This window comes from Yimella sp. RIT 621 (assembly GCF_004146205.1).
GTDB lineage: Bacteria > Actinomycetota > Actinomycetes > Actinomycetales > Dermatophilaceae > Yimella > Yimella lutea.
The window spans coordinates 290,449-308,214 of sequence record NZ_SEIP01000002.1; the positions used below are offsets into that span (position 1 = coordinate 290,449).

Genomic DNA, 17,766 nt, shown 5'->3' on the forward strand with positions numbered 1-17,766 from the left:
TGCACAAGCTCATGTCCGTCGCCACCGCAGCCGCCTTCGCCATCGGTTTGGCCGCGCCGGCGGTGTCGGCCGAGGCCGCCACGTCCGCCCCTTCGTCGGTCCGGACCACCGACCTGCGCAGCGCGATCGAGGCCCACCTTGCCGCGTCCTCGCTGTCGCCGGCGCAGAAGACCCGGGCCCGTGCGCTCGCTGCGAAGCTTCCCGCCGGCCTCACCCTGACGCCGCGTGGCGCTGCTGCGGCCGCCTCCGACTCGGAGTGGCACACCGCGCGTAACGGCGCGATCGACCCGTCCCAGTACGAGTGTGCCGACACCCCGGTGAGCGGCTGGCTCGACGGTCAGCTCGCGAACGTGAACATGCCGAACTTGATCGCGCTCAACAGCCTCGGTGCGCTCGATATCCCGGCGTACCGCACGCTGATCTTCGGTCAGGCCGGCAAGGGCGACCGGTTCGGTTACAACGGCGAGTACACCAACGAGATGAACCGCACGATGCGCGACCTGCGCAGCTTCTGGGACATCAAGAGCGACGACATCTCGCTGATGCCGATGCACGGCGCGGCCTCGTTCACCGACCAGAAGCAGGTGTCGCTTACCGTGCAGTTGGCCTTCGGCGTCTCGCCCGCCACCGGCGACGCGATCGCCGCGCTCTACCCGATCCTGTTCGCCGCCGACCCGGCACTGAAGAGCGGCGACCACCCCATTTTCACCTTCAACGCGTTCGCGGCCACCGAGGACGGCGCGCCTGCGAACGAGCAGCTCGGCATCTCCGACCGCATCGTGATGGGCGACGGCGTTTTCGCCGGCATGGCAGCGATCGGCCTGGGCCGCACCGCGCCCCGCTCGATCCTCGCGCACGAGTTCGGGCACCACGTGCAGTACGAGAACAACCTGTTCGACTCACCGCTGACCGGACCGGAGGCGACTCGTCGCACCGAGTTGATGGCCGACGGCTACGGCTCGTACTTCATGACCCACAAGAAGGGTCAAGCGCTGAACAAGCACCTCGTCGTGCAGGACGCTATGGCGTTCTACAACGTCGGCGACTGCCAGTTCGCCTCCGACGGCCACCACGGCACCCCGAACCAGCGTCTGAGCGCTGCGAACTGGGCGTCCGACCTCGCTCTGGCGACCAAGCCGCGGTCCAACGTGATGCTTTCGATGGACTTCGCGCGAGCATTCGACGCGAAGCTGCCGCAGTTCGTGGCCCCCGACGCCGGCTGACCTGGTCGTTCCACGCACGGTGCCCACGGACCTCGGTTCGTGGGCACCGCTGTCTGCACCGCGAATCCGCTTCATCCACAGCGTTGTTCACAACTGTGGATAAAACTACAACGATGTAATTTGTCCGGGTTTCATCGCCATTACGGAACGGCTCCGGGCAGGCTCGACGTCACTCCCCCGGTTCGGCACTGGTTCGCCGGACCCTCGAGGCAGCGCAAAAGGCGTTGTCACACACAGAGATTGAGGGGAGATCATGAAGAAGATCGCCAAGTTCGCACTGGCCGCAACGCTCGTCGGAGGCGTGGGGGCGCCGACCGCCGTCTTCGTCGCCGATCAAGCATCTGTCGAATCGGCGTGAGTTTCTGCCCTTGGCCGTCCCTGGCGAAGGGCAGAAACTCACGCCGATTTGGTTTGGTCTCACCGTCCTGGGACGCCGCCCCGACCTGGCCGACCGTCTGCACGTCGACGAAAGCCGAGCGACGGTCCGCCTCAATCTCGACAACGGACGGGCGATCATCGGCGGACGCGTCAGCAACGGCGGCATCCACGCGTGGACCGTCGTCACGCCCGACAAGCCACTCGACTCCAGCTTTGGCACGAGCGAGTACCCCGGCGGCTCGATCCCCGCTTGGATGGTCAATGAAGACGACCGGCTTGCACTGTCAATTTGACCAGGCCGCGGCTGACCGCATGGAAGACCCCCGGACGTGGACGCTGCGGCTCGCCACCGTCCGCGCAGCCACCGAGAACGACCCATGCCATGCACCTGTTCCGCGGACAGCCCCTCGGGGCCTTCGGCCCCGTGCCCGACTCCACCCGACAGGCCGGGCTCGCCCTGCAATGAGCCACCTGCTCGGCGCCGCCATCGCCCGCCACATCGGACAGATTCCCCACTGTCCACCATGCCGCTGAACAAGTTGATCGCGATCGAGACGCCGATGATCCAGGACCACCTCGCGACCAGGTAAGCACGTACCTTCCACACGCTCCTGCCGCGGTCAGGGCGGGTACGCTCGCCAGGATCGGCCGCAACCCGCACGTGGGCGGGATGACCATCGATGGGAGGGTGCGCCAAGTGTTTCGCGCGGTCTCCTAGCGGGTGGGGCCGGGGTCCTCGCGCCACACCCAGCGCAGGGCGTCGGGCAGCAGCACGCCCCCGTGGCGGGGGCCGTGGCCCGCATCACCCAGGACGAGGCGGACGTCGTATCCCTTTCGGGCCAGCGCGGCAGCAGTCTCAAGGCTCTCCGCGAACCAGTTCATCCGCGGCTCGTTCCACTGCAGGTCACGGTGCTCCGCGACCAGGAACACCCTCAACGCCTTACGCGGCTCGCGCGCGATCCGGACCGGGTAGGGGTTCCCGCCCGGCATCTGCGCAAAGCTCGCGCTGAACGCGACGACCCGCGCAAACTCCTCGGGCCGGTGCCAGGCCGCGGTGAAACACGCGTTGCCGCCGCTGCTCCCACCGCACAGCGCCCGGTCCCGGGGGTCGTCGCCGAGGGTCACGTGATCGCGGACACGGGGCAGGACCTCGTCGCGCAGGAAGTCGGCATAGCCCGGGCCGTCGGCGTCGTACTCGGCGTTGCGGTTCCTGCGGGCGTCCTCGTCGACGGCGTCCGGGAACACACCCGGGTCGACGAACACGCCGACCTGTGGTGGGATCACGCCCGCGGCCACGAGGTTGTCCAGCACGATGCCGGCGCGGATGTCACCTGCAGGGTCCAGGTACCAAGCGCCGTCGCAGAAGATCGTGACCCGCACGGGGCAGTCCACCCGCAGGCCCGCCGGGACGTGGATCCACACCCCACGCGTCGTGCCGGGGAATGCGGCGGGGCCGTCGATGGTCAGCGCGATCGTGCGCCCCGGGACGACCCCGGGCTGACGCGAGGAGTCCGGGCCGTGCTCGTAGAACACCTCGGACTGATCGAGCGGCAGCGCGTTGAAGGGCACTCGGGTGATCACCCCGCGATCCTCCCAACGCATACGTCCGACCCGCAACGGAAAAGGCTTCGGAGCCACGACCGACCTTCACCGGGCACGCGCGCTCAGCCGCTGACAGGGCGATGACGGGGTCTCGATAGGAGCATGGCTGCGTGTCACCCAAGTACCCCTGACATCACCCCTGTCTGTCCGGTCATGGCACCCCCGGGTGACACCCCTGTCACCTCCCGAGCTCTGCTGTCCCAGACAGAAGCAACCGCCGCGTGCGGCGTGTCCGAGGCGACCATCCGCCGAGCACGAAAAGCGGGCCGCATCCCAGAGGTACAGCCCGACCGGCAGGCAGCTACCGCATCCCTGTCTCCTCTCTCTCCTGGTGGGCTTCGGCGTCGGCGTATTTGCCGGTCCGGAACGCGTGTTCGTTGTTGGTGGGCGCGGCTTCGACACTCTCGTCATCGAACGGGAGACGGTCGTGGGCACCTACCGCACAGGGGCACCAAGCAGGTCCACGGAAAGACAGTGAGCACAGCGGTGCTTGTGCCCGGTTGAGCGCGTGTGCGCCGTGACCATCGACCCCGGGACCGTCGCCGAAGCTGTGCCGACTCACCTGTTGCGAGAGCATCAACGCAATCGTCGTCGCGACGACAACGATGACATCGCGAAGGCCGAACCGCGGCGCCAAGGACGGTATGGATGACCGGCTTCACCCTGACTGCAACGCAGCTTGCGAATGGACCCATACCCGAGGGCGACCATCCCTCTTCTGTAGTCGAAGTTGCCACGAACGGTTCAGCCGCGCCCGCGACCGACTGCTGGCCGACATCCAAGTGATCGAACGCGTGTTGGCCATCAGCGCTGGATCTTCAGAACAGCAGAAGCGCCTCCGGCGAGAACTCGCACATCGCCGCTGGATCTTGAACCGTTATCCGGCACCACGCGACGAATAGCACGGCCTCCACCGGCCGCTTGCCGGTTGACTCAGCGAGGTAGCAGCTGTCTCAGTTCATTGACGAGATCTGTCTCAACGTCTCAACCACCATGGGCGGTCTGTCTCACCGTCGCTCATATTCGCGGCCCCGGTCCTATTTTCAGTTCATCCGGACACCCGCGCCGGACATCTCAGCTCACGCTGCGCAGGTACTTGCCGAAGTGCGGGACGGTGAACGCGACACGTCCGCGTTCGTTGGAGTAGACGAGCCCCTTCTTCAACAGCGCATCCCTTGCCGGAGAAAGCGATTGGGGTTTGCGGCCGAGGACGTCGGCGACATCGGACGTGAGCACCGAGCCGACCTCGTCCTTCTCCGAATCGGGCAGCCGGCCGCCGGCCTCCGCCATCGCGCGTAGGTACTCCCGCTCCCCCGGCGTCGCACGTTCGTAGCGTGAACCGAAGAATCCGACAGCGAGGTCGGCCTCGGCCTGTGGGGCAGCGACGGCCACATCGGACGCGGTGATCGGCGACTTGGGGGCCAACTCCCACACCACCTGGCCGTACGCCTGGATGAAGTACGGGTAGCCGCCGGTCACCTCGTACATCGCATCGAGAGCGCCCTGCTCGAACTCGGCGTCCTCGTCCTGCGCCGGACCCTGGAGTGCACGGTCGGCCGCCTCGCGGGGAAGGCGATCGATCCGTGCGTAACGGAACAACCGCTCGGAGTAAGACTTGGACGCCGACAGCACGGCCGGCAGGTGCGGCAGGCCGGCGCCGACGACGATGACCGGCAGACCGGACTGGCTGATCTCGTGGCACGCCGCGCACAATGCAGAGACGTCCTCGGGGTGCAGGTCCTGCATCTCGTCGATGAAGATGCCAATACCGCGTCCCATGTCGGCAGCCAATCCGCCTGCGTCCGAGAGCAGTTCGACCAGATCGATCTCGATATCGCCGGAGTCGGCGCGCCCACTCACGGCCGGCGCGTCGATGCCCGGGCTCCACTTGTCCCGCAGCTTCGCGTTGGGTGCCGCGTCGCGCTGGGCGAAGGCCTTGATGACGCCCAGGACGTGGTCGACGTCTTCACTCTGTGGGTGGCCGAGCTCGCGCACCGCCTGGTGCAGCGCACTCGAAATCGGTCGGCGCAGCCGTTGGTCGGGCCGAGCCTCGAACTTGCCGGTGCCCCACTTCGCCCGCACCGCCTCGGAGCGAAGTGCGTTGAGCAACACCGTTTTTCCGACACCGCGCAGTCCGGTGAGCACGATCGACCGCTCCGGACGACCGCGCGCGATGCGCTGGAGCACCACCTTGAACTGGTCGAGTTGCTCGTCACGACCGGCGAGCTCGGGCGGACGTTGGCCGGCGCCGGGCGCGTACGGGTTACGGATCGGGTCCATGCGAGGACTGTATGCGCATCTCTACCGGACACCCGATATTTCGCTAGCGAGTCCGATGGATCCACCAGAGGTGGTCGCAATCCCCCGATCAGGAAGTCTCATCAAATCTATTGCAGTTGCGATAGTCGCCTAGTCGACCTCATCACAGCACTGACGCGCAGTGACAAAGAGCATGTTTGTTCACCTGATGAATGTGACCCTTGACACATTTCCGAGAGTGCGCAACGGTCTGCCGCAGCCGGCACGCCCCCTGCTGCCGCCGACAAGGAGTGCTCCGATGTCCAAGCGCATGCTGTCCGTGAGCGCCGCCGTGGCCGCCACCCTCGCTCTCTCGATCACCCTTCCGCAGCAGGCCGAGGCCGCGTCCGACCCGGTCGGACCGACCCAGCTGTCTTTCCCCGCTGCCCTCGCATGGTCGGCCTTCTCCCCCAACGCCGTAGCGCCCGGCATGAACGAATGGGACTGCAAGCCCAGCGCCGCACACCCGCGTCCGGTGGTGCTGGTGCACGGCACCTGGGCGAACCGCTACGCCTCGTTCGCGCTTCTGTCGCCCGAACTCAAGCGCGCCGGCTACTGCGTGTTCGGCCTCAACTACGGCGACGAGAACGACTCGATCGCCGGCAAACTGCCCGGCGTCTACGCAACTGCCGCGATCAAGCCGTCCGGCGCCGAGATCTCGCAGTTCGTCGACCAGGTGCTCGGCAGCACGGGTGCGGCGCAAGTCGACATGGTCGGCTGGTCGCAGGGTGGCATCGCGGCCCGCTCTTACCTGCAGTTCTACGGCGGCGCCAACGCCTCGAATCCCGCCGCCAACAAGGTGAAGAACCTCATCCAGTACGGCGCGACCAACCACGGCACCACCCTCAGTGGTCTGGCGACGCTCGCCGATCAGCTCGGGATCCTCAACCTCACGCCGGCCGCACTCGGCCAGGCCGCCGTCGACCAGACCATCGACTCGCCGTTCCAGCAGCAGCTCAACGCCAACGGCGACACCGTGCCCGGCGTCAACTACACGGTGATCGGCACGAAGTACGACGAGGTCAGCACGCCGTACACCCGCACCTTCCTCACCGCCGGACCTGGCGCGACGGTCAACAACATCACCCTGCAGGACGGCTGCGCGGTCGACCTCAGCGACCACCTGTCGATGATCTACTCGTGGCGCCTGATCGGCCTCACAAAGAAAGCGCTCAACCCGGCCGGCAACGTCTACGTGCCCTGCGTGCCGCGCCTGCCCGTCGTCTGACACCGCAATCCCGTCGCCGTCTCGCGCGGCGACGGGATTAGATGGTGCGGTGACCACGATCCACACCGCCCGCCTCACCCTGCGGCCGATCACCGACGCCGATGTCGCCGACGAACGGATCATCGGCTGGCACACCGACCCGGCCGGGTACGAGCTCATGTCGGAGGCGCCGCGCACCCGTGACGACGCGGTCGAGTCGCTGCAGACCTGGCGGGAGGGGTGGGACGCCGACGGCATCAGTTACTGGATCGCCGAGCACGAGGGCACGCCGGTCGGCATCGGCGGGGTGTGCGCTATGAACTACCAGAGCCACCCGCACCTCAATCTCTACTACCGGCTCGACCCGCAGTCGTGGCGCCGCGGCTTCGGCAGCGAGATAGCCTGTGCGGCAACGGCATACGCGCAGGAGTTCTATACGGCGGGACCGGTCATCACCCGCATCGCACCGGCCAACGAGCCGTCCCTGCGCATCGCCGAGCGCGCCGGAATGGAAGACCTCGGCCCATTCCGGATGCCCCAAGACCCGGAGCACCTCCCCGACAACCTGCTCTTCGAGTCGCCCACCGCGCGGATCGGCATCGGCGAGGCCTACGACGAGGTGCTCGACCTGTGGTGCCGGGTGAACGCGGACGGTGGTGCGGTCGGTTGGGAGGGTGCCGCACCCCGCGACGAGGTGGCGACGGTGCTCGACCGTCACCTGTCCGCCGAAGCAAGCACACTTCTGCGCCTACACGCGCCGAACGAGGAGACCTGGAACGACCCGTCCCAGGTCGGCCCGCTGCTCGGGTTCGGCTTCATCCAGCGCGCGACGTGGTTCTCGACCGCGCACCGCGCCACGCTCTACCGCGTGATGACGGACCCGCAGGAGCGCGGGCGGAATCTCGGACGCATCCTGATGGGCGCCCTGCACGGGCAGGCACGCCGGGACGGCGTCGAGATCTGCGAGATCAGCTACCGCGGGGGCACCGGACTGGAGAAGTTCTACGAACAACTGGGCTACGTCGAGACCGGGCGCCTGCCGGGAGGTCTGCGGTTCAGCTGGGGCGAGGTCGACGACGTGGCGATGGCTCGACGCTTCTGATCGGGTCTTATCTGCCTATCTAGCAATTCGACTAGACGCCGCTAGCGGAAGACATCACGTGCCTCCTTGGTCAAGCGTCCATGGTGGCAGTGGCCGAGCGAATGCGGGAGGGGCTTCGGCGAATCCGTCAGTCGAGCCGGGTGACCTCGAACCGCCCCGTCGGGTGGGCGATGAGTTCCTGAGCGCCGACGATCTGGATCTCACGCGTGGCCGCGGTGTGGGTGGTCTCCATGACGCCGAACACGGAGTCGGCGGTCGCGGCGAGCGCCTGCTCGGCGGGTTCGGTGAGCAGGTGCGCCAGGAAGATCGCAGTGGTCGCGTCACCGGCACCGACCACGTACATCGGCAGCAACGGGGTGGTGACGATCCAGGCGCCGTCCCCGTTGACGACGGCCAGCTGGACGGAGTCGGCCGGGGTCTCGTCGGTCTGCACCGAGGTGACCAGCACGGTCTCCGGTCCGCGATCACGGATGGAGCGCGCGGCGTCCAGCAGTTCGGCGACGGAGTGGATCTCGCGCTCACCGGTGAGGTACTGCAACTCCCACTGGTTCGGGGTGATCACGTCGGCGGCCGGCACGACCTTGTCACGCATGAACTCGGGGATCCCCGGACGCACGAAGAACCCGCGTCCGACGTCGCCCATGACCGGGTCGGCGCAGTAGATCGCCTTCGGGTTCGCCGCCTTCACCCGTGCGACGGCGTCCAGAATCACGGTGCCGATCGGGTCGGCGCCCATGTAGCCCGACAACACGGCGTCGCATTCGGGCAGGACGCCGCGCTCCTCGATGCCGGTGATCACGTCACGCACGGTCTCGGGTTCGAAGACCGGTCCCCGCCACTCGCCGTAACCGGTGTGGTTGGAGAAGTGCACGGTGTAGACCGGCCAGACCTCGTGCCCCAGGCGCTGCAACGGGAAGACGGCGGAGGAGTTACCGGCGTAGCCGTAGGCGACCGAGCTCTGGATCGACAGGATCTTCATTCCCGCGATGCTAGTACGGCCGTGCCGTACACCTGTGCTGCAGTTCGTCGGTGCGCAGGCGTCACACCCGTGCAATCCCGGACCCAGGATTCTGGGCCGCGCCGAACTGCAGCACGGGTGTACGACGATCCCTACGCTGGTCACCATGAGCGAAGAACTGCAGCCGAAGGACATCGCCGACGACGCGGTCATTCTCGACGTCCGCGAGCAGGACGAATGGGACGCGGGCCACGCACCCAACTCGGTACACATTCCACTCGCAGAGATTCCGGAGCGCCTGGGTGACCTGCCCGAGGGCGAGCCGCTGCCCGTGGTCTGCCGTTCGGGCAACCGGTCGAGCCGCGCCGTTCAGTGGCTGGAGGCGCAGGGCTTCGAGGTCGCGAACGTCGTCGGCGGGATGAAGCAGTGGGAGTTCGACGGCAAGCCCGTCGTCACCCAGCACAACGTCGAACCCACGGTCATCTGACACACAGACCTTCACCGAGTGGCCGGGCTGTGAACTGGTGGACGGGCTATAGCCCGGACGCTGGTTCACAGCCCGGCCACTCGGCGTCAGGTGAGCATCATTTGAGCAGGCGGGACATGCGCCGGTCGGCGAGCGTCTTGCCGCCGGTCTGGCAGGTCGCGCAGTACTGCATCGAGCGGTCCGCGAAGGACACCTCGCGCACCACGTCGCCGCACTCCGGGCACTTCTCGCCCGCGCGTCCGTGCACCCGCATCCCGGAGCGCTTGGCGTCCTTGAGTTCGGCGGCGGGCTTGCCTGCGGAGGCTTCGATCGCGCCGTTGAGGGTATCCCGCATCGCATTGTAGAGCCGCGAAACCGCTTCGGGATCAAGGGAATCCGCCTTCGCGTACGGCGACAGTTTCGCGACGTGCAGCACCTCGTCCGAGTAGGCGTTGCCGACGCCGGCGATCACCGACTGGTCGCGCAGCACGCCCTTGATCTGCCCCTTCTTCGCGGCGAGCAACTGCGCGAACACCTCGAGCGTGAACTCGTCGGACAACGCGTCCGGCCCGAGGGAGGCGATCTGCGGCACCTCGGTGGTGGGGTCCTTGACGATGTACGCGGCCAGACGCTTCTGCGTGCCCTGCTCGGTCAGGTCGAACGCCGAGCCGTCCTCGAACGAGACCCGCAGCGCCACCGGGGACTTGCCGCCCGGACGTAGCCGGGTGGCCGGTGCCTTCTCATACCAACGCAACCAGCCCGCGCGGGACAGGTGGAAGACGAGGTGGATGCCGTCGACGTCGAGGTCGATCCACTTGCCGAACCGGCGCACGTCGGTGACGAAAAGTCCGCAGAGTGCCTGCGGCGCAGGTGAATAGGTCTTGAGCACGCTGAACGAGGCGAGCTCGACGTCGGCCACCGCGACGCCTTCGACCCGCGAGCGCAGGAAGCGCACGAGGGACTCGATCTCGGGCAACTCAGGCATGGGAGACGCCGGTATCGAGGGTGCGCAGGCAGGAGAGTTCCTGGAAGAGGGCGTACCCGTCGCCGCCCTCGACCTTGAAGGTCGGCGACTCGCGTCCGTCGTCGCGCGACAGTGGGTGACCGTGCGACAGCATCTGCTGGGTGACGGTCAACTGTCGGATCGCGATCGCCCGGACGTTGTCGGGCATCTCGGCGGCGAACTCGTCGTAGATCTCCGGATCGTGCTGCCCGTCGTCGCCCACCAGCAGCCACCGGATGTTCGGGAATTCGACTGCCAGTCGGCGCAATTGCGAACGCTTGTGTTCGCGTCCGCTCCGGAAGACGGCGGTCTCGGTGGCACCCCAGTCGGTCATCAGCAACGCGCCGGTCGGGAACCCGTGGCGTTGCAGGAAGCGATTGATGATGGGCTGGGTGTTCCAGGCTCCGGTCGACAGGTACAACATCGGCGATCCGGGATTGTGCGCGAGCAGCGACCGATACAGCGCCGACATCCCGGGCACGACTCGGCGGGCCGTCTCCGGCAGCACGAACGTGTTGTACGCGGCGAGCATCGGACGCGGGAGCGAGGTGACGACGCAGGTGTCGTCGATGTCGCTGATGATCCCGAACCGGATGTCGTCGCCGATCACCTGCACCGGGGCAGTGCTCTCGACCGTTCCGCAGCGCACCCGGGCGTGGTGCCAACCCGGCTCGAGTCCGTGGCCCTGCAGAGTGACGTCGAAGTAGCCACCGCGATCGGAGTGGGTGTCCACGACCGCATCTCCGAGTCGCACCTGTACCGGCTGCCGGGATTGCGGGGCGGCCATGAAGACCCGGATGCCGCGCCGCACACTGGCGTACATCGGGTCGATCGGTTGGTCGGCGGCGTCGACGCGTGAGAGCACGATGCGTCCCATGACCCGTGCCTGGGTACTGCTGGCGTAGCCGGAATAGGCCAACACGCGCGTGACGAATCCACGTCGCGACAGCAACCTGCCCAGCACACTGTTGAACGCGTCCTCGGCGCGGGCGGCGGGGTGCATCGAACCCATGGGCAACACCCTAGGCGAACCGTCCCGCCTAGTCTGGACGCGTGGTGAACGGCGAGCGAGCGCGTCCGACCCGGCGCACCTTCGTGGCCGCGGCCGTCGCCACCACCGCCGGCGCCGGCGGCCTGCTCGGCTACCAGGCCTGGCCCCGCCGCGAGTACCCCCGCCACGTGCCGCTGTACTCCGCAACCGTTGCCAAAGGGCCTGCACCGCAAGGCGATCCGGTGCCCGGCGAAGACCGCACGCTCGTCCAGTCCGGGGAAGTGAGCCTGTTGATCCGGGACAGCCGAGTCCTGCAGACGGCACCGGACGCGTCCGCCCTGCTCACCACCGAGAACATCATGCTCGCTGCCGCTCCGGAGTGGTCGCGCACCGGTGATTTCAAGGAGTTCGCGCGCTCGGCGTTGCAGGACGTGTTCGTGCTCTCCGACGGTCTGCCGAGTCCGGTCGCCGCGTGGACGCCGTACTGGCGGTTCAGCTGGCCTCGCGACAGCGCGTTCGTCGCGGTGGCTCAGGCGATGACCGGCCAGCCCGATGCCGCCGTGCGAGTCATCCGCTTCCTGCGGTCGGCGCAATCGGACGACGGCTGGTTCGAGGCTCGATACGTGCCCGGCACCTCACGCAGCCCCGACCGCCGGGCACGGCAGTTGGACGGTTCGGGATGGGCACTGTGGGCGGCCGACCAGGTACGAGCGCGTCTGCCGGCGGACCGGGCTCGCGTCGAGGTCGCGTCCTGGAGATCGCTGATCGTGCGCAGCACCGACCGGATCGTCGCCGCGACGAACACCTCGTCCGGGTTGCCGCCGGCGACCCCGGACTACTGGGAGGTGACCGAACGGTCACCGACCCTGGCCACGTGCGCGGTGCTCGCCGCCGGCCTCGAAGCGTCGGTGCGTCTGCTGACCGCACTCGGCGACACTGCGCGAGCCGAGCGAGCCAGCCGTGCGCTGACTCGGTTGGACGCCACGATCATGAGCGCCTACGGCCGGTACGGCTACCCGCGCCACCCCGGACGCAGCAACCCGGACATCGGCGCTGCCTTCCTGCTTCCACCCTTCCGGGACGCGATGAACGAGCATGCGCTGCAAGGCCTGGTCTCGCTGTTGCCCCGGCTGAGACGACCGGCCGGCGGGTTGGCACCGGGTTCGAGTTGGCACCGGGACGGGATCAGCTGGACGCCCGAAACCGCCACTGTCGCAGCTGTTCTGGGTGCATCTGGTCAGACGCAGCGGGCCAGGGACATGGTGCAGTGGCTCGGTGAACATCGCACGATCGGTGGTTCGTACCCGGAGAAGGTGCTGGAGACGGGCGAGCCTGCCGCGGTGGCGCCGCTCGCTTGGACCGGGGCTGCGGTGCTGCTCGCGATCCAGGGGCTCGAGGGTTGACTTCCCACTTCCCGGCGAACAGCCCTGGGACGACGAAAGCGCGACAGTCGCGCGTTACGCCCTGGTGCACGTCCGAACCGCGGCGTAACGGACGACTGTCGCGCCTTCATGTCACGGGTGAAACCAAAACGACTGTGCCGCATCCCTTTCGGCGAGCGGTGCAGTCGTGTCGGAACTCAGATGAACGACGGAACCGCGGTCCACGCCTCGCCGGGCTCGCCGGCACCGTCGCGGATGACGGTCGCTTCGATGAGGCCGTACGGGCGGTCGGCGGCAATGAAGACCTCGCCGTTGTTCTCAAGGCCGAACCGGTCGAGGTCGTAGAGGAAGTGATGCTTGTTGGGCGCGGAGAACTTGATCTCGTCGATCTCCGGGTGCGCCTCGAGCACGTCGCGGCCCATCGCGTAGAGGGTCTCCTGCAGCGCGCGGCTGTACGTGGTCGCGAACGCGGCCAGGCAGAGCTTCTTGACGTCATCGTAGACCTCGTCGAAGTTCACGCCGTCGATCGTGTTGAAGCGCCAGCGCGCGGTGAGGCTGGTTGCCATGATGCGGTCGTCGGCCTCCTCGAGCGTCGTGTACTTGTCCTTGAGGAAGCCCTTGAACTCCGAGCCGGTCGACTTCAGGACGATGAGGTCCTCCAGGCCGGAGACGACCCACACCTTCTGGTCGGCGCCGCGACCTTCGACCGTGATGATCGCAGTGCGGGTCTCGGTGCCGCGGCGCACGAACGAGTGGTCGTGACCCTGGCCGTCGACCTGGATGCGGTCCCAGGCGTACTCCTCGATGCGGATCTGCGATCCGGTCGCCTTCGCAGCGGCGGTCAGGAAGTGCTTGCCGAGCGCGACGCCGTACGCCTCCGGCGACTCGATGCCGACCTCCTTGGCGAACGCGAAGGACGTGTTCTTCTGGGTGTCGGTCGGCAGGACGTCGCCCTGGTTGCCCTCGAGGTGGGCGGCGGTGAAGTCGCCACGCAGCGAGGTCGAGACATTGAGGTCACGGATCGAGTGACGGTCGGTGTCGCGGTAGACCCGCATCACACGGTTCTCCGCCTTGCCGTACTGGTTGCTTCCGAGAGAGATCGCCATCGGTTCTGCTCCTTGGTAGGGGCGCCCTCCGCGGCCAGGACACCCAAAGACTAGGTTCTGCGGTGCATTTCGCAATGCGAAATTTTGATACCGACTGATGGAACCGTAGGGACGCACATCACACCCTGTCAAGGGGTGGGGTCCACGCCTCGATGACAGATGTCACGGCGCCTCGCCCGGCGGTCGTCATAACGGCCGGTCTCCTTATTACTGGCGTATTCAAGGGAGGTGGTCGTTATCGCGACCGGTTGTCAGGGACGCTCGGACGCGATCTGTCGCAACAACTCGTTCGCCCGCACCAGCACTTCGCGATCCTGCTCGGACAGTCCGGCGAGCACCGGAGTGATCGTCGCCGACCGCGCCCGCCGCGCTTCGTCGAGCACCCGGCGTCCGGCGTCCGTCAGCGAGATCAGGCTCGCACGGGCGTCGTCCTCGTCGCTCGCACGGACCAACAACCCTTGTTGCTCGAGCCTTTTCACCTGAGCGGTCATCGTCGGCTGACTGCAGTGGTCGGCCGCGGCGAGCTCACCCACCCGGGCCTTGTCGTGCGCCTCGACCAGGCTCAACAGACGTGCCTGACCGGTCGGGATCGGCAACTCCGAATGCTTGGTCGCCCAGCGGTTGAGTTTGGCCACCGCCGACAACAACTGAGCACCGAGGTCGTCCGCGGGTATGTCGCTCATCGCTCAGCCCTCTGAGGAATCCCGCAGTTCACGCTTCAGGATCTTGCCGGTCGCTCCCTTGGGCAGCTCGCCGATGAACCGCACCTCGCGCGGGTACTTGTAGGCGGCCAGGCGCTCCTTGGCGAAGTCCTGGATCTCCTGCTCGGTCAGCTGCGAGTCGCCGGTACGGACGACGTAGGCGATCACTTCCTCGCCGTAGTGCTCGTGCGGGACGCCGATGACGGCGGCCTCGGCGACATCCGGGTGCTCGTACAGCACTTCCTCGACCTCGCGCGGGTACACGTTGTAACCGCCGCGGATGATCATGTCCTTGCTGCGGTCGACGATGAAGAAGTAACCGTCGTCGTCCATCTGCGCCAGGTCGCCGGAGAAGAACCAGCCGTCGCGGATCGCCTCGGCAGTGGCGTCCGGACGCTTCCAGTAGCCCTTCATCAACAGGTGGCCACGGATCGCGATCTCGCCGATCTCGCCCTTGGCGGTGTCCGAACCGTCCGGCTCGGCCAGGCGCATCTCGACGCCCTCGAGCGGGGTGCCGATCGAGCCGGCCTTGCGCTCGGCGTTCGGGTGGTTGAACGACGCGACGGGCGAGGTCTCGGACAGGCCGTAACCCTCGAGCACGACGCAGCCGAACTTCTGCTCGAACTTCTTCATCACCTCGACCGGCATCGCCGATCCGCCGCTGGCGCAGACCCGCAGCTTGGGGAAGTTGACCTCCCGATCGGCGGTCGCAGCCAGCAACGCCTGGTACATCGTCGGCACGCCCTGGAAGATCGTGACGCCGGCCTTGTCGAGCATCTCCAGCACCGCGCCGGGCTCGAAACGAGGGACCATGGCCAGCGTCGCGCCGGTGGCGACGGAGGTGTTGAGGCCACAGGTCAGGCCGAAGACGTGGAACAACGGCAGGCAGCCGGCGATCACGTCGTCCGCGGTGATCGCCATCAGCGTGCGGGCGACGACCTCCTGGTTCTTGTTCAGCGAGAAGTGGGTCAGCTCGGCGCCCTTCGGACGACCGGTGGTGCCGGAGGTGTAGAGGATCACGGCGGTGTCGCTGTCGTCGCGGTCGACGAACTCGGTGCTCGGCTCGTACTGCTTGATCGACTCACCGATGCCGGCGGGCAACGGCACCTCGATGAACGGGACACCGGCCTCCTCCGCCCCTGCGGCGGCGTCGCCCGGCATGCCGAACATCAGCTTGGCGCCGGAGTCGGACAGGTAGTACTCCACCTCGCGCGGACGGAACAGCGGGTTCATCGGGATGACCACGGCGCCGGCCTGGAGCGCACCGTAGAGGATGACCGGGAAGTCGAAGACGTTCGGCAGCGAAATGGCAACCCGATCGCCCGGCTGGATCCCCTTGTCCTTCAACAGGTTCGCCACGCGTCCGGCCGCGTCGGCCAGCTGGGCGAAGGTCATCGAGTGCTCGCCCATCCGCAGTGCGACGTTGTCGGGGTGCTGGGCAGCGGTGTTCTGCAGATTGCAGGCGAGATTGGTCATAAGCCGAGATTAGTTCGCGTTCCCGGCGTTCGGGGCGGTGCGGTCGAAACCGACCACGACTTCACGGTGGTGCGACCCTTCAGAGCCAGGAGACGTGCGACTTCAGCAGCGCGTAACCCACGAACGCGACGATGTCGAGGATCGTGTGCGCGATGACCAGGGGCATCACCCGCTTGGTGCGGCGGTAGACGAGCCCGAACACCAGCCCCATGACGACGTTTCCGACGAACCCGCCGAAGCCCTGATAAAGGTGGTAGGTGCCCCGGATCAGCGCCGACACGACGAGCACCTGGATCCACGACCAGCCGGCTTGCGTCCAGCGGGTGAAGAGGTAGCCGATCATGATGACCTCTTCGAGCAGTCCGTTCTGCAGTGCTGCCAGCACCAGCACAGGGATCGCCCACCAGTGCTCGCCAAGACCCGACGCGGCGAGTGTCGTATTGAGTCCGAAAGCTCGAGCCGCGAGGTACAGCAGCAGACCCGGAATGCCGATCACCGCAGCAAGGGCTGCGCCGAGCGCGAGATCGGGTCCTTTGCGTCTCCCGTCGAGCCCCAGCCACGTTGTCGCAGAGGACATTTCACGGTTGAGCAGATGGATCACCAGGAGCACCGGCACGATTGCGAGACCGACGCCGACGAGTTGGTAGACCAGGTCGAGCCATGACGCGCTCGCCTGGCTGCGGTTCATCGTGGTCGTCTGCTTGTTGAGCGCGACGTCGGTCGACAGGCTGCGCATGATCGACAGCACTGAGTAGATCGCCGACGCGCCGAGACTCAGGAGCAGGACGAGGACGGTCTCGTGCACGAGCGCGCGACGACGCAGTGGCGTCACCGGCACGTCGTAGGCAGGCAGGCGCATCAGCGCTGGCCGGTGCCCGTGGGGGTGTCCGGTGCGATCTCGGACGTGCCGCCGGATGCGGTGCCGGATTTCGGTTCGGACCCCCGCGCCGCCGCGTCACGCAACGGGACCGACGGCTCGACCGGGAACACCTGCCCAGGCCCCCACTCCTCGACCTCGACGTCTTCGACTTCGTAGCGCCGACGCCGGCGAGCACCGCTGCCAGCCGCAGCCGCACTGCCAGCGGGGGCCGCAGGGCTCGCCTGGTCGGCGATCGCGGCGCGATGGCGGGTACGTTCGCCGACCGGTTCGTCCGGCGTCGGCGCGTCGGCCCGGTTCCGGCGAGTGGCCCTGGACGCACGGGGAGTTTGCGGGCGCGACGAACCGCCGATCGTCGCGTAGAGCGTGATCGCGAACCCGAGAAGCGTGCTGATCAGCACCCACAACCAGATGTGCGGGAACAGCCAGGTCATGCGCCGTCTCCCGCTTCGCCGGCGGGGGCGCCGTCGGCCGCGGACGACCCGTCGACCTGCGATTCGCCGGCACCCGGCGCCGTGACCTGCGCCTCATGTGGGAACAACATCACCGCGACCAACCAGGCCGCGAGCGCACCGACCGCGAACCCGACGAGGCACCAAGCGATGGTCTGGATCGTCAACCAGGTCACTGCGCGCTCCCCTGCACCACGACCGTGCGCACTCCGGACATCTTTGCCAAGGCGTCGCGTGCCCGGGTGGTGTCGGCGCCGTCGGCGGTGCGCAGCGTCGCGTCGCGTCCGTCGAACCTCACCGTGGCGTCGCTCGCTCCGACTCCCTGCAGCACCTGCTGGGCGCGTTCGGTGAGGTCGTCCTGGATCGCGCCCTTGCTCGCCTGGGCTCCGACGAACCCGAAGATCAACGGGATGCCGCACAACGCGGCGATCCACCACGGCGCCGGGGTGCGGCGCACGCGCGCGCCGGTTGTCGATGTCACTTCGTGCTGCTCCTGTTCGGATCGGGCCGTCCTGAACCTACCCGGTGAACCAGCGTCCGGACG

18 protein-coding genes are annotated in these 17,766 nt (G+C 67.4%); 6 read left to right on the forward strand and 12 right to left on the reverse strand.

The annotated features are described in order from the left end of the window. Positions 1 to 11: 11 nt before the first annotated feature. Both EU513_RS03250 and EU513_RS03255 read left to right on the forward strand, forming a co-directional pair. Entirely contained in the window at positions 12 to 1,223 is a 1,212-nt protein-coding gene (locus EU513_RS03250; protein WP_129624455.1) for a hypothetical protein, read from the forward strand. Between the two features lie 368 nt (positions 1,224 to 1,591). Beyond that, positions 1,592 to 1,894: a hypothetical protein gene (locus tag EU513_RS03255; RefSeq protein ID WP_129624456.1), complete on the forward strand. Its 303-nt coding sequence runs from the start codon at positions 1,592 to 1,594 to the stop codon at positions 1,892 to 1,894. Between the two features lie 421 nt (positions 1,895 to 2,315). Here EU513_RS03255 and EU513_RS03260 read toward each other — a convergent pair whose 3' ends face one another. Both EU513_RS03260 and EU513_RS03265 read right to left on the reverse strand, forming a co-directional pair. Further along, the gene (locus EU513_RS03260) at positions 2,316 to 3,239 is read right to left on the reverse strand and encodes an esterase family protein (protein ID WP_240795897.1); all 924 of its coding nucleotides are present in this window, start codon (positions 3,237 to 3,239) and stop codon (positions 2,316 to 2,318) included. 1,038 nt (positions 3,240 to 4,277) lie between these two features. Continuing rightward, positions 4,278 to 5,483: an ATP-binding protein gene (locus EU513_RS03265; RefSeq protein WP_129624457.1), complete on the reverse strand. Its 1,206-nt coding sequence runs from the start codon at positions 5,481 to 5,483 to the stop codon at positions 4,278 to 4,280. A 277-nt stretch (positions 5,484 to 5,760) separates the two neighbouring features. Between EU513_RS03265 and EU513_RS03270 the strand changes: the two genes are divergently transcribed. Together EU513_RS03270 and EU513_RS03275 are read left to right on the forward strand one after the other, a co-directional pair. Further along, positions 5,761 to 6,729, forward strand: a complete 969-nt coding sequence (locus tag EU513_RS03270; protein ID WP_129624458.1) for a triacylglycerol lipase — start codon at positions 5,761 to 5,763, stop codon at positions 6,727 to 6,729. Positions 6,730 to 6,778: 49 nt separating this feature from the next. Continuing rightward, positions 6,779 to 7,810 (forward strand): GNAT family N-acetyltransferase, encoded by a 1,032-nt coding sequence (locus EU513_RS03275; RefSeq protein WP_129624459.1) that lies wholly within the window; start codon positions 6,779 to 6,781, stop codon positions 7,808 to 7,810. A 127-nt stretch (positions 7,811 to 7,937) separates the two neighbouring features. On the opposite strand, the gene pdxY is transcribed toward EU513_RS03275, so the two are convergent. Further along, positions 7,938 to 8,789: a pyridoxal kinase PdxY gene (gene pdxY / locus EU513_RS03280; protein WP_129624460.1), complete on the reverse strand. Its 852-nt coding sequence runs from the start codon at positions 8,787 to 8,789 to the stop codon at positions 7,938 to 7,940. Positions 8,790 to 8,934: 145 nt separating this feature from the next. On the opposite strand from pdxY, the gene EU513_RS03285 reads away from it, so the two are divergent. Continuing rightward, a complete protein-coding gene (locus EU513_RS03285) occupies positions 8,935 to 9,255 on the forward strand; it encodes a rhodanese-like domain-containing protein (protein ID WP_129624461.1) in 321 nt (106 codons plus the stop codon). A 97-nt stretch (positions 9,256 to 9,352) separates the two neighbouring features. Here the strand turns inward: EU513_RS03285 and EU513_RS03290 are convergent, their stop codons facing one another. Further along, positions 9,353 to 10,219, reverse strand: a complete 867-nt coding sequence (locus tag EU513_RS03290; RefSeq protein WP_129624462.1) for an Fpg/Nei family DNA glycosylase — start codon at positions 10,217 to 10,219, stop codon at positions 9,353 to 9,355. After that, positions 10,212 to 11,249: an App1 family protein gene (locus EU513_RS03295; protein ID WP_129624463.1), complete on the reverse strand. Its 1,038-nt coding sequence runs from the start codon at positions 11,247 to 11,249 to the stop codon at positions 10,212 to 10,214. Before EU513_RS03295 ends, EU513_RS03290 begins: the two co-directional genes overlap by 8 nt. A 41-nt stretch (positions 11,250 to 11,290) precedes the next feature. Here EU513_RS03295 and EU513_RS03300 point away from each other — a divergent pair, with 41 nt between their 5' ends. Next, on the forward strand, positions 11,291 to 12,631 hold the full coding sequence (locus tag EU513_RS03300) for a hypothetical protein (RefSeq protein WP_129624464.1): 1,341 nt from the start codon (positions 11,291 to 11,293) through the stop codon (positions 12,629 to 12,631). Positions 12,632 to 12,807: 176 nt separating this feature from the next. Here the strand turns inward: EU513_RS03300 and pucL are convergent, their stop codons facing one another. The 7 genes from pucL to EU513_RS15715 all read right to left on the reverse strand — a co-directional run bounded on the left by pucL (position 12,808) and on the right by EU513_RS15715 (position 17,703). After that, positions 12,808 to 13,716 (reverse strand): factor-independent urate hydroxylase, encoded by a 909-nt coding sequence (pucL, locus tag EU513_RS03305; RefSeq protein WP_129624465.1) that lies wholly within the window; start codon positions 13,714 to 13,716, stop codon positions 12,808 to 12,810. Between the two features lie 251 nt (positions 13,717 to 13,967). Next, positions 13,968 to 14,399 carry a MarR family winged helix-turn-helix transcriptional regulator gene (locus EU513_RS03310; protein WP_129624466.1) on the reverse strand — a complete coding sequence of 144 codons (432 nt, stop codon included), beginning with the start codon at positions 14,397 to 14,399 and terminating at the stop codon, positions 13,968 to 13,970. A gap of 3 nt (positions 14,400 to 14,402) precedes the next feature. Then, complete coding sequence (locus EU513_RS03315) at positions 14,403 to 15,893, reverse strand: long-chain fatty acid--CoA ligase (protein WP_129624467.1); 1,491 nt, start codon at positions 15,891 to 15,893, stop codon at positions 14,403 to 14,405. A 79-nt stretch (positions 15,894 to 15,972) separates the two neighbouring features. Beyond that, positions 15,973 to 16,752 (reverse strand): CPBP family intramembrane glutamic endopeptidase, encoded by a 780-nt coding sequence (locus EU513_RS03320; RefSeq protein WP_129624468.1) that lies wholly within the window; start codon positions 16,750 to 16,752, stop codon positions 15,973 to 15,975. Further along, positions 16,752 to 17,204, reverse strand: coding sequence for a hypothetical protein (locus tag EU513_RS03325; RefSeq protein ID WP_129624469.1), 453 nt, complete (start codon positions 17,202 to 17,204; stop codon positions 16,752 to 16,754). The genes EU513_RS03320 and EU513_RS03325 overlap by 1 nt, the downstream gene beginning before the upstream one ends. Beyond that, positions 17,201 to 17,398: a hypothetical protein gene (locus EU513_RS15710; RefSeq protein ID WP_168990118.1), complete on the reverse strand. Its 198-nt coding sequence runs from the start codon at positions 17,396 to 17,398 to the stop codon at positions 17,201 to 17,203. The genes EU513_RS03325 and EU513_RS15710 overlap by 4 nt, the downstream gene beginning before the upstream one ends. Further along, the gene (locus EU513_RS15715) at positions 17,395 to 17,703 is read right to left on the reverse strand and encodes a hypothetical protein (protein ID WP_168990119.1); all 309 of its coding nucleotides are present in this window, start codon (positions 17,701 to 17,703) and stop codon (positions 17,395 to 17,397) included. The genes EU513_RS15710 and EU513_RS15715 overlap by 4 nt, the downstream gene beginning before the upstream one ends. Positions 17,704 to 17,766 lie beyond the last annotated feature (63 nt).